Genomic DNA, 11,897 nt, shown 5'->3' with positions numbered 1-11,897 from the left:
AGCGGAGCCACGCACGCTACTCGCTGGTAGCCGGATGCGGGAGATGGTTCACCAAACTGATTGGTCGGTATGCGCTTACTTCACTGACCTCGGGTGTTACCCGGATTAACTCAGATTTTTGAGTGGTGTGAACGGCTACGGAAAGTGAACGAGCGCTACGGACGGATACGATGCGGGCTCTACCGGGAGAGTGTTGCCTCGTCTCGATGCTCGCGCTCTCGGACGGGCTCACCGCTTACGGGCAGGGCGAGATCCTCGCGAGGGTGCTTGCCGTTTGCGTCCTGGCCGGTCGCGTCCTGGCCCCTCAGTACCCGGGGAGCAGCACGCGTGCGTAGCGCACTCCCGGGCGTTCCATCAGGATGATCCGCTCGGTGAGCACGAAGCCGTTGCGTTCGAGGACTGTCCGGGACGCGGTGTTGTCCTGCGTCGTCTTCGCCGTAAGGGAGCTCAGGCCGTACGACGTTCCCGCCATCCGGCACACCTCGCCCACCGCCGCCGTGGCGACCCCGCGTCCCGCGGCCCGTTCGCCTACGCGGTACCCCAACTCCGCCGAGCCGCCCGCCACATCCATGAGGTTGAAGCGGCCGAGCAGCGAACCCTCCACGTCCAGCAGGACGTGGAAGTGGCAGTCGCCGGACTCCTGCTCGTCCAGCAGGGCGCGGTGGCGGTCGGCGAATCCCCTCGGTGTGAAATAGGCGTCGCCACGATCCGGCACCGTGCGCGCGAAGTACTCCCGGTTCTCCCGCTCGAAGGCCAGCAGGGCCTCTGCGTGGTCCGGCCGCAGTCGCTCCAGTCTCAGTTCCGCCATGTCCGGCACCGTACGCATCTCACTCCGTGATCACGGGAAATTTCCGTGGCGCCAGCACCAGCAGTACCACGAACGCCAGCGCCGCCGCCCCCGCCGCTCCCAGATAGACCGCGTGCACCGCGTCCGCGATCGCTCGCCGCAGTGGCTCCGAACCGGCGCCCGAATCCAGCGCCCGGGTCACGGAGTCCAGGTCGCTCGCCCCGCCCAGCCGTGCCGACAGCACCCCGTTGGCCACCGCGCCGAAGAGGGCCGCGCCGATCGTCTGGCCGGTCTGGCGGCAGAAGAGGACCGACGCCGTGGTCGTACCGCGCTCCGACCAGACCACCGTCGACTGCACGCCGATGATCAACGGGAGTTGGAAGAGGCCCAGCGCGGCGCCCAGGAGCAGCATCAGGAGGGTCGGCTGCCAGGCCCGGCCGGGGTACGGCAGGAAGGGGAAGGCGAAGAGGATCAGCGCCGCCGCTCCCATGCCCAGCAGGGCCGTGTCGCGGAAGCCGATCCGCCGGTACACGTGCTGGCTGAGGGCCGCCGACACCGGCCAGCTCAGTGTCCAGATCGTCAGGACGAAGCCGGCTGCCACCGGTGCCAGGCCGAGGACGGACTGGGCGTACGTCGGCAGGAAGACCGTCGGTGCCACCATCAGCAGGCCCAGCGCGCCCAGGGCCAGGTTGACCGCCGCGATCGTGCGGCGGCGCCACACCCAGCCGGGGATGATCGGCTCGGCCGCCCGGCGTTCGACCAGGACCACCACCGCGACCAGGGCAAGTCCCGTACCGAACAACGCCAATGACGGTGCCGACAGCCACGGCCACGCCACCCCGCCCTGCACCAGGGCCGTCAGCAGGACGCCCCCGCAGGCGAACACCGCCAGGGCGCCCGCCCAGTCGACACGGGGGCGGCGGCCGGGGGAGTCCCGTTTCGGTTCGTGCAGGTGGCGGACGATCAGCCAGAGGGCGAGTGCTCCCACCGGCAGGTTGACCAGGAAGATCCAGCGCCAGTCCGCGTACGCCACGAGCAGGCCGCCCACGCCCGGGCCGGCCACCGCCGACACCGCCCACACCGTGGACAGCTTGGACTGGATCTTCGGGCGTTCCTTCAGGGGGTAGAGGTCGGCGGCCAGCGTCTGGACCGTGCCCTGGAGCGCGCCGCCGCCCAGGCCCTGCACGATACGGAACGCGATCAGCGAGCCCATGTTCCAGGCGACCGCGCAGAGCAGCGAGCCCAGGAGGAAGAGCACCGCGCCCACGATCAGGACCGGCTTGCGGCCGAAGGTGTCGGAGAGCTTGCCGTACACCGGGAGGGTCACCGTCACGGCCAGTAGATAGCCCGAGAAGAGCCACGAGAAGAGGGAGAAGCCGCCCAGGTCGCCGACGATCTGGGGGACGGCCGTGGAGACGATCGTCGAGTCGAGGGCGGCCAGGGCCATCGCGAGCATCAGCGCGGCGACGACGGCGCCGCGGCGGCGCGAGTCCTTCGGGCCGCCGGCCGTCGCCGCGGGCTGTGTCTCCGTGTCCCCCTGGCCCATGAGATCCCTTCCCCCTGCATCTATCTGCCGCGCAACACCCTCTCACTTGACCCTCACGTCGCGGCAGGGTGCAGCCTGAGCGGGGGCGGAGGGTGGAGCCGACCCCTAGATCGCCTCCACCCTCGGGTGGATCGCCCCTAGGGGTACCTCCGTACTACGGCTGGGGGAGGGTTCGTACCGCCGGAGGACGTGAGGGCACCCGGCCCGTCCTTAACCTGGCTTTACGCCGCTCGGGGGCGGTGTACCGCAGCAGCGGGGGTGGGGTTTTCCCCACCAGAAGACGGCGCTCAGCACCAGCGCGCCGGACCACTCGCTGCGGCCAGGCTCATCGACACAGCAGCACGTACGACTCAGCACATACGACTCAGCACGGATCGACCGAGATCAGTGCGCGCCATTCGCTGACCGACATAGGAGACATACCGTGACATCGGCTGTGACCATCACCAGGCACGGGGGCACTGGAGGGACTACGGCCGTTGCCGCGCGGGCGCGGCAGGTCGTCAAGGCGTACGGGTCCGGCGAGACCCGAGTCGTCGCCCTCGACCATGTGGACGTGGACATCGCACGCGGGCAGTTCACCGCGATCATGGGACCCTCGGGCTCCGGCAAGTCCACGCTCATGCACTGCCTCGCCGGACTCGACACCGTCACGTCCGGGCAGATCTATCTGGACGACACCGAGATCACCGGGCTGAAGGACAAGAAGCTCACGCAACTGCGCCGGGACCGGATCGGGTTCATCTTCCAGGCGTTCAACCTGCTGCCGACGCTGAACGCCATAGAGAACATCACGCTGCCCATGGACATCGCCGGCCGGAAGCCGGACAAGGCGTGGCTGGGCCGGGTCGTCGACACCGTCGGGTTGAGCGACCGGCTCAAGCACCGGCCCACCCAGCTCTCCGGCGGTCAGCAGCAGCGTGTCGCCGTGGCCCGGGCGCTGGCCGCGCGGCCCGAGATCATCTTCGGTGACGAGCCGACCGGAAACCTCGACTCCCGCGCGGGCGCCGAGGTGCTGGGATTCCTGCGCAGGTCCGTGACCGAGCTCGGGCAGACCATCGTGATGGTCACGCACGACCCGGTCGCGGCCTCGTACGCCGACCGTGTGCTGTACCTCGCCGACGGCCGGATCGTCGACGAGATGTACAAGCCGACCGCGGACGCCGTCCTGGACCGCATGAAGGACTTCGACGCCCGGGGACGGACGTCATGACCGTCCTGAAGACCTCGATGCGCAACTTCTTCGCGCACAAGGGGCGTATGGCCCTGTCGGCCGTGGCCGTGCTGCTGTCGGTGGCGTTCGTGTGCGGCACGCTCGTCTTCACCGACACGATGAACACGACGTTCGACAAGCTGTTCTCGACCACCGCGTCCGATGTCACGGTCTCCCCGAAGGGGGCCAAGAACGACGACACCCCGCAGAACGGCAGGCCCGAGTCGCTGGCGGCGGCCACGGTCCAGCAGGTGGCGAAGGCGGACGGCGTCAAGTCGGCCGAGGGCGCGGTCAGTTCGATGAACGTGACGGTCGTCAACAGCGACAACAAGAACATGGGATCGTCGACCGGGGCGCCCACCATCGCGGGCAACTGGACCAAGAGCGACCTGCGTTCGATGGAGATCACCTCCGGACACGCGCCACGCGGGCCCACCGAGACGATGGTCGACGCCGACACCGCCGACAAGCACGACCTGAAGATCGGCGACGAACTGCGCACCATCTCCGTCATCGGTGACTTCAAGGCGAAGATCGTCGGCATCGCCACCTTCAAGATCACCAACCCCGGTGCCGCGATCGTCTACTTCGACACCGCCACCGCGCAGCGCGAACTCCTGGGCGCCGAGGGACGGTTCACCCAGGTCTACGCCACCGCCGCGGCCGGCGTCAGCGACACCCAGCTCAAGCAGAACGTCACGCAGGCCCTGGACGGCACGTACAAGATCCAGACGGCCAAGGAGAACGCCGACGAGAACCGCGAGGGCGTCGGCGAGTTCATGAACGTCATCAAGTACGCCATGCTCGGCTTCGCCGGGATCGCGTTCCTGGTCGGCATCTTCCTGATCATCAACACCTTCTCCATGCTGGTCGCCCAGCGCACCCGCGAGATCGGCCTCATGCGGGCCATCGGTTCCTCCCGCAAGCAGGTCAACCGCTCGGTGCTGGTGGAGTCGCTGCTCCTCGGCTTCGTGGGTTCGATCCTCGGTGTCGGCGCCGGTGTCGGTATCGCCGTCGGGCTGATGAAGCTCATGGGCATGGCCGGCATGAACCTCTCCACCGACGACCTCACCGTCAAGGCGACCACCCCGGTCATCGGCATGATCCTCGGCGTCGTGGTCACCGTCCTCGCCGCCTACCTGCCCGCCCGCCGGGCCGGCAAGGTCTCCCCGATGGCCGCACTGCGCGACGCCGGTACGCCGGCCGACGGCAAGGCGGGCCTGGTGCGGGGCGTCATCGGGCTGGTCCTGACCGGCGCGGGCGGCTTCGCCCTCTACACGGCCGCCACCGCCGACACGGCGAAGGACGGCTCGCTGCTGCTCGCCGGCGGCGTGGTGCTGACCCTGATCGGCTTCGTCATCATCGGCCCGCTGCTGGCAGGTGGGGTCGTACGGGTCATCAGCGCGGTGATCCTGCGGGCCTTCGGCCCGGTCGGCCGGATGGCGGAACGCAACGCTCTGCGCAACCCCCGTCGTACGGGTGCCACGGGCGCCGCCCTGATGATCGGCCTCGCCCTCGTGGCCTGCCTCTCGGTGGTCGGCTCCTCGATGGTCGCCTCGGCCACCAGTGAGCTCGACAAGTCGGTCGGCGCGGACTTCATCGTCCAGGGCGGCCAGCGGATCGTCCCGCAGGCCCAGAAGGCGATGGAGCAGAGCCCGGACCTGGCGCACGTCACGTCGTACAAGGAACTCGAGGCGACCCTGACCTCGCCCGACGGCAAGAAGGACACCAAGGGCGTCACCGCGGCCGACCCGACGTACGCCCAGGACCTGCGCCGCCCGACGACGGCAGGCACCCTGTCCGCCGCGTACGGCAAGAACGCCATGTCCGTCGGCTCCGACTACGCCAAGGACCACGGCGTCCACGTCGGCGACACCATCACCGTCGCCTTCAAGGGCGGCGACACGGCGAAGCTCAAGGTCGCGGCCATCACCGACGACAGCGGGGCGCTGGACCAGGGGGCGCGTTACCTCAGCATGGCGACGATGAAGCAGTACGTCCCCGCCGACCAGATCCCGCCGAACTCGATCATGTTCGCCAAGGCCAAGGACGGCCAGGAGAAGCAGGCCTACGCGGCTCTCAAGGACGCGCTCCACGACTACCCGCAGTACCAGGTGCGCGACCAGACCGACTACAAGGAAGAGCTGAAGGACCAGGTCGGCCAGCTCCTGAACATGGTCTACGGCCTGCTGGGTCTCGCGATCATCGTGGCCGTCCTGGGCGTCGTGAACACCCTGGCCCTCTCGGTGGTGGAACGGACCCGCGAGATCGGCCTGATGCGCGCGATCGGCCTCTCCCGCCGCCAGCTGCGCCGCATGATCCGCCTGGAGTCGGTGGTCATCGCCCTCTTCGGCGCCCTGCTGGGCCTGGGCCTGGGCATGGGCTGGGGCGCCACCGCCCAGAAGCTCCTCGCCATGGAGGGCCTCAACGTCCTCGACATCCCCTGGCCCACCATCATCGGCGTCTTCATCGGCTCGGCCTTCGTGGGCCTGTTCGCAGCACTCGTCCCGGCGTTCCGCGCGGGCCGCATGAACGTCCTCAACGCCATCGCGACCGAATAGCCATATCGAACGGGGGAGCAGGGCCCGGCGCCGAGAAGTCACGGGGGACTTCTCGGCGCCGGGTATTTTCTGCGCCGGGTGTTTTCTGCGCGGCCACCTTGCCGTCCCGATCCCCCGCCCACCCGCGCGGAGCCGCACTTCTCAAGTGCCGGCCCGCTGATCTCAGCCCGTCGGCGCGGACGCGGGGTGCGGAGGGAACCGGCGTTATCCACAGCCCCGGCACCGGCGACCGCGGCGACGTACGCTGGATACCCCCCGGCCGGTCACCGCGTCGGGCGATTCGCGTTGCCCACCCTCGGACGAAAGCCGCCCCGAATGAGCCTGCACGGTCTGCTCGACGCCGTCGTCAAGGACACCGCCCTCACGGAAGCCATCGCCGCGGCCGCAGACGGCAACCGCATGCACGTCGACCTGGTCGGCCCCCCGGCAGCCCGCCCCTTCGCCATCGCCGCGCTCGCCCGAGAAGTCGGCCGCCCCGTACTCGCCGTGACAGCGACCGGCCGCGAGGCCGAGGACCTGGCCGCGGCCCTGCGCTCCCTGCTCCCGCAGGAGGGCGTCGTCGAGTACCCCTCGTGGGAGACCCTCCCGCACGAACGCCTCAGCCCCCGCAGCGACACCGTCGGCCGCCGCCTCGCCGTCCTGCGCCGTCTGGCCCACCCCCGCCCGGACGACCCCGAGACGGGCCCGGTGTCGGTGGTCGTGGCCCCGGTGCGCTCCGTGCTGCAACCGCAGGTCAAGGGCCTCGGCGACCTCGAACCCGTAGCGCTGCGCACGGGACAGACCGCCGACCTCAACGCCATCGTCGACGCCCTCGGCGCCGCCGCCTACGCGCGCGTGGAGCTCGTGGAGAAGCGCGGCGAGTTCGCCGTACGAGGCGGCATCCTGGACGTCTTCCCGCCCACGGAGGAACACCCGCTCCGCATCGAGTTCTGGGGCGACGACGTAGAGGAGATCCGCTACTTCAAGGTCGCCGACCAGCGCTCCCTCGAGGTCGCCGAGCACGGCCTGTGGGCCCCGCCCTGCCGAGAGCTGCTCCTCACCGACGACGTACGCGCGCGTGCACGTGCCCTCGCCGAGCTCCACCCGGAGCTGGGCGAACTGCTCGGCAAGATCGCCGAGGGGATCGCCGTGGAGGGCATGGAGTCCCTCGCGCCGGTTCTCGTCGACGACATGGAGCTCCTGGTCGACGTACTGCCGAAGGGCGCCATGGCCGTCGTATGCGATCCGGAGCGGGTACGCACGCGTGCCGCGGATCTCGTGGCGACGTCGCAGGAGTTCCTGCAGGCCTCCTGGGCGGCCACGGCAGGCGGCGGCGAGGCGCCGATCGACGTCGGCGCGGCCTCCCTGCGGTCGATCGTGGACGTCCGGGACCGGGCGCGCGAGCTGGACATGATGTGGTGGTCGGTGTCGCCGTTCGCGGCGGATCTCGAGCTGGAGGCGGACACCCTCAAGCTCGGCATGCACGCCCCCGAGACCTACCGCGGCGACACCGCGAAGGCCCTCGCCGACACCAAGGGCTGGCTCGCCGACGGCTGGCGCACGGTCTTCGTGACCGAGGCGCACGGCCCGGCGGCCCGCACGGTCGAGGTGCTGGGCGGCGAGGGCATCGCGGCGCGACTGGAGGCGGAACTGGGGGCGATCGCCCCGTCCGTCGTGCACGTGGCGTGCGGCTCGATCGACTACGGCTTCGTCGACCCGTCGTTGAAGCTCGCCGTGCTCACCGAGACCGACCTGACCGGCCAGAAGGCGGCCGGCAAGGACGGCGCCCGGATGCCCGCCCGGCGCCGCAAGACGATCGACCCGCTGAGCCTGGAGGCGGGCGACTACATCGTCCACGAGCAGCACGGCGTGGGCCGCTACATCGAGATGGTGCAGCGCACCGTGCAGAGCGCCACGCGCGAGTACCTCGTCGTCGAGTACGCCCCCGCCAAGCGCGGCCAGCCCGGCGACCGCCTCTACATCCCGACCGACCAGCTGGAACAGATCACCAAGTACGTGGGTGGCGAGGCCCCGACCCTGCACCGGCTGGGCGGCGCCGACTGGACGAAGACGAAGGCCCGCGCGAAGAAGGCCGTCAAGGAGATCGCGGCCGACCTCATCAAGCTCTACAGCGCGCGCATGGCGGCGCCCGGGCACACCTTCGGCCCGGACACCCCCTGGCAGCGCGAGCTGGAGGACGCGTTCCCGTACGTCGAGACCCCGGACCAGCTGACGACCATCGCCGAGGTCAAGGAGGACATGGAGAAGTCGGTCCCGATGGACCGTCTGATCTGCGGTGACGTCGGCTACGGCAAGACGGAGATCGCGGTCCGGGCCGCGTTCAAGGCGGTGCAGGACGGCAAGCAGGTCGCGGTCCTCGTACCGACGACCCTGTTGGTGCAGCAGCACTTCGGCACCTTCTCCGAGCGCTATTCGCAGTTCCCGGTGAACGTGCGGGCGCTCAGCCGCTTCCAGACGGACACCGAGGCGAAGGCGGTCCTGGAGGGCCTGCGCGAGGGCTCGGTGGACGTCGTCATCGGCACCCACCGGCTGTTCTCGTCCGAGACCAAGTTCAAGGACCTGGGCCTGGTCATCGTCGACGAGGAGCAGCGCTTCGGCGTCGAGCACAAGGAGCAGCTGAAGAAGCTGCGCGCCAACGTCGACGTACTGACGATGTCCGCGACCCCGATCCCCAGGACCCTGGAGATGGCGGTCACCGGCATCCGCGAGATGTCGACGATCACGACCCCGCCGGAGGAGCGCCACCCGGTGCTGACCTTCGTCGGCCCGTACGAGGAGAAGCAGATCGGCGCGGCGATCCGCCGTGAACTGCTGCGCGAGGGCCAGGTCTTCTACATCCACAACAGGGTCGAGTCCATCGACCGGGCGGCCGCCCGCCTGCGCGAGATCGTGCCGGAGGCCCGGATCGCGACGGCGCACGGCCAGATGTCGGAGACGGCGCTGGAGCAGGTGGTGGTCGACTTCTGGGAGAAGAAGTTCGACGTGCTCGTGTCGACGACGATCGTGGAGTCGGGCATCGACATCTCGAACGCGAACACGCTGATCGTGGAGCGGGGTGACAACTTCGGTCTGTCGCAGCTGCACCAGCTGCGCGGCCGGGTGGGCCGAGGCAGGGAGCGAGGCTACGCCTACTTCCTCTACCCCCCGGAGAAGCCCCTGACGGAGACGGCCCACGAGCGGCTGGCGACCATCGCCCAGCACACGGAGATGGGCGCGGGCATGTACGTGGCGATGAAGGACCTGGAGATCCGAGGCGCCGGAAACCTGCTCGGCGGCGAACAGTCCGGTCATATCGCGGGCGTCGGCTTCGACCTGTACGTCCGCATGGTCGGCGAGGCGGTAGCCGACTACCGGGCCTCCTTGGAGGGCGGCGTCGAGGAGGAGCCGGCCCTCGAGGTCAAGATCGAGCTCCCGGTCGACGCCCACGTCCCGCACGACTACGCCCCGGGCGAGCGGCTCCGCCTCCAGGCCTACCGCTCGATCGCATCGGCCAACACCGAGGACGACGTCAAGGCCGTACGGGAAGAACTCGTCGACCGCTACGGCAAGTTGCCGGAACCGGTGGAGAATCTGCTCCTGGTGGCGGGCCTTCGCATGCTGGCACGCGCGTGTGGCGTCGGCGAGATCGTCCTCCAGGGCACCAACATCCGCTTCGCACCCGTGGAGTTGCGCGAGTCGCAGGAGCTGCGGGTCAAGCGGCTGTACCCCGGGACCGTCATCAAGCCGGCGGCGCATCAGGTGCTGGTGCCGCGGCCGAAGACGGCGAAGGTGGGCGGCAAGCCGTTGGTCGGGCGGGAACTGCTGGGCTGGGTCGGGGAGTTCCTGGCGTCGATCCTGGGGTCGTAGCCTGCCGGTTTCCGGCGCTGTGCCGGAGGTGGCCGGCGGAACGGCTGTCGGGGGCGGGAGTGAGAAGCGGCTGCAGCATCAGCCGCAATCACTGCCGCCTTCCTGACGACCCCGCTCACGTGGCCCGGAACAGCACCCGCTCACGTGGCCCGGAACAGCATCCCCGCCAACGTCCGGAAGACCTCCTCCGGATCCCTGCCCTCCACGGGCCCGTCCAGGTTGTGTCCGAGCAGCAGCGTGGCGAAGCCGTGCGCGAGGGACCAGGCCGCGACGCCCGCGAGGCGCGGCTCGATGCCCTCGGGGTCCACCCCGGACACGGCCTCGCGCAGGGCGTCGCCTGCGAGGGTGCGGGCGGTGGTCAGTTCGAGGTCGTCGGCGCGCAGCAGTTCCGGCGAGAACATCACCTGGAAGTGCGCCGGGTGCTCGCGTGCGAAGCGCACATAGTGGACGCCGGCCTCCTTGAGGTCCGGCGCCTGCCGCAGCGCGGTCGCCAGCAGTCCGAATCCCTCCGCAGCGATCGCCGTGAGCAGGCCGGTGCGGTCCCCGAAGTGATGGGCGGGGGCCGCGTGCGACACCCCGGCCCGGCGGGCGAGGTCGCGCAGGCTCAGCGCGGACGGGCCGTCGGCGGCGATGACGTCGAGCGCGGCGGTGAGGACGGCGCGGCGCAGATCGCCGTGGTGATAGGGGCGGCGCGAGGCCGGCTTCGTGGTGTCCGCGGATGCCATGGACAGCAGCGTACGCCCAATCTAGGCATTGACAAGTTGATGGGGCTCGGGCAATCTTGTCAGTGGCAAGTTGTGGAGCGGGTTCGAAGCACTTGGATACGACGAGGAGTCATGCCATGTCGCAGCACGAGAGCGAGACCGGTACGGTCACCGCCGGCGTCGCCCCGGCCCGCGTGCGCCAGCTCTGGCACCTGCTGGAACCCCTGCACGCGGTGCTGTACTACGCGCCGGAGGTCTTCGAGGAGTCCGAGGCGCTCGGCTACGACACCAAGGAGCGCTGGCCGAGCTACTTCCCGCTCCGCGCGGCCCCGTTGGGTGCGGTGGGCGCCGAGCGGGTGACCTCCGCCTTCTACAGCTTCAGCCCCCGTATGGTCGCCGAGCACATCGACTGCGCGTGGAGCGTCGCAAGCCCCGAGGCGGTGCTGGCGGCGCGGCTGCGAGGCATCGACAGGGCGTACCGAGAGATATTCGGTGAGCGCGTCGACAGCCCCGAACTGGCGGAGGCCGCCGCCCTCGCCCGCCGGGCCGCCGAAGCGGTGAACAGCGCGGGCCGCCCCCTCGCCGCGGCCAACGCCGAGCTGGAGTGGCCCACCATCCCGCACCTCCAGCTGTGGCACGCGGCGACGGTCCTGCGCGAGCATCGCGGCGACGGCCATCTCGCCGCTCTGCTCATCGCCGGCCTCGACCCGGTCGAGTCGCTCGTCTCCTTCGCGGGGACAGGCGCCGCGTCCGTCGAGCGCTTCGCGAGCCGCGGCTGGGGCGACGAGGAATGGTCGGCCGCACGCGAACGCCTGACCACCCGAGGCTTGGTCGACGAGGACGGCACGGCAACGGAGGCGGGCCGCGCCCTACGCCACCAGGTCGAGCAGCACACCGACCAACTCGCCGCCGCCCCCTGGCAGTCCCTCGGCCAGACCGACACCGACCGCCTCGTCGAACTGCTTGGCGACTTCTGGGTGACGGTGCTCTCCTCAGGGCTGTTGCCTTCGGAGACGACGCTGGGGATAGGCAAGGCCTGAACGGAGTCGGGGAGGCCGACGCCGGAAAACAAGAGCTTCCGCTGCCGCGAGCCGCGAAGGCACCCGCCCGGCGGCCCGTAAACGCGAGGCCGTCCGCGGGAGTTGTGTCTCCGCGGACGGTCTCGGTTGCAAGGTGGTTCAGGGGATCCCCACCGCCCGGGCGGTGTGCCCGGCAGGGATCTCGTGTTCCTCCGTGGGGT

Annotated in this window: 7 protein-coding genes; 4 read left to right on the top strand and 3 right to left on the bottom strand. The window is 70.0% G+C overall.

Going from position 1 to position 11,897, the window contains the following annotated elements; all coding sequences use genetic code 11:
- Window positions 1–304 precede the first annotated feature (304 nt).
- Window positions 305–808, bottom strand: coding sequence for a GNAT family N-acetyltransferase (locus tag TN53_RS07360; RefSeq protein WP_046257619.1), 504 nt, complete (start codon window positions 806–808; stop codon window positions 305–307).
- Between the two features lie 19 nt (window positions 809–827).
- The gene (locus tag TN53_RS07355) at window positions 828–2,333 is read right to left on the bottom strand and encodes an MFS transporter (protein WP_046257572.1); all 1,506 of its coding nucleotides are present in this window, start codon (window positions 2,331–2,333) and stop codon (window positions 828–830) included.
- 424 nt (window positions 2,334–2,757) lie between these two features.
- On the opposite strand from TN53_RS07355, the gene TN53_RS07350 reads away from it, so the two are divergent.
- The 3 genes from TN53_RS07350 to mfd all read left to right on the top strand — a co-directional run bounded on the left by TN53_RS07350 (window position 2,758) and on the right by mfd (window position 9,953).
- Window positions 2,758–3,546 (top strand): ABC transporter ATP-binding protein, encoded by a 789-nt coding sequence (locus TN53_RS07350; protein ID WP_046257571.1) that lies wholly within the window; start codon window positions 2,758–2,760, stop codon window positions 3,544–3,546.
- Window positions 3,543–6,107, top strand: coding sequence for an ABC transporter permease (locus TN53_RS07345; RefSeq protein ID WP_046257570.1), 2,565 nt, complete (start codon window positions 3,543–3,545; stop codon window positions 6,105–6,107). Before TN53_RS07350 ends, TN53_RS07345 begins: the two co-directional genes overlap by 4 nt.
- Before the next feature lie 315 nt (window positions 6,108–6,422).
- Window positions 6,423–9,953 carry a transcription-repair coupling factor gene (gene mfd, locus TN53_RS07340; RefSeq protein WP_046257569.1) on the top strand — a complete coding sequence of 1,177 codons (3,531 nt, stop codon included), beginning with the start codon at window positions 6,423–6,425 and terminating at the stop codon, window positions 9,951–9,953.
- 140 nt (window positions 9,954–10,093) lie between these two features.
- Here the strand turns inward: mfd and TN53_RS07335 are convergent, their stop codons facing one another.
- Complete coding sequence (locus TN53_RS07335) at window positions 10,094–10,678, bottom strand: TetR/AcrR family transcriptional regulator (protein WP_046257568.1); 585 nt, start codon at window positions 10,676–10,678, stop codon at window positions 10,094–10,096.
- A gap of 116 nt (window positions 10,679–10,794) precedes the next feature.
- Between TN53_RS07335 and TN53_RS07330 the strand changes: the two genes are divergently transcribed.
- On the top strand, window positions 10,795–11,697 hold the full coding sequence (locus tag TN53_RS07330; RefSeq protein ID WP_046257567.1) for an SCO6745 family protein: 903 nt from the start codon (window positions 10,795–10,797) through the stop codon (window positions 11,695–11,697).
- Window positions 11,698–11,897: the final 200 nt, after the last annotated feature.

The organism is Streptomyces sp. WM6386, assembly GCF_000972385.1.
GTDB lineage: Bacteria > Actinomycetota > Actinomycetes > Streptomycetales > Streptomycetaceae > Streptomyces.
The sequence above is the reverse complement of the archived record's forward strand: the minus strand, read 5'-3'. Positions and strand labels throughout refer to the sequence as shown.

What these genes read in the sequence shown, in the direction of transcription:
- TN53_RS07360 (WP_046257619.1), bottom strand. Translation starts at nt 808, where the DNA reads ATGGCGGAACTGAGACTGGAGCGACTGCGGCCGGACCACGCAGAGGCC.
- TN53_RS07355 (WP_046257572.1), bottom strand. Translation starts at nt 2,333, where the DNA reads ATGGGCCAGGGGGACACGGAGACACAGCCCGCGGCGACGGCCGGCGGC.
- TN53_RS07345 (WP_046257570.1), top strand. Translation starts at nt 3,543, where the DNA reads ATGACCGTCCTGAAGACCTCGATGCGCAACTTCTTCGCGCACAAGGGG.
- mfd (WP_046257569.1), top strand. Translation starts at nt 6,423, where the DNA reads ATGAGCCTGCACGGTCTGCTCGACGCCGTCGTCAAGGACACCGCCCTC.
- TN53_RS07335 (WP_046257568.1), bottom strand. Translation starts at nt 10,678, where the DNA reads ATGGCATCCGCGGACACCACGAAGCCGGCCTCGCGCCGCCCCTATCAC.
- TN53_RS07330 (WP_046257567.1), top strand. Translation starts at nt 10,795, where the DNA reads ATGTCGCAGCACGAGAGCGAGACCGGTACGGTCACCGCCGGCGTCGCC.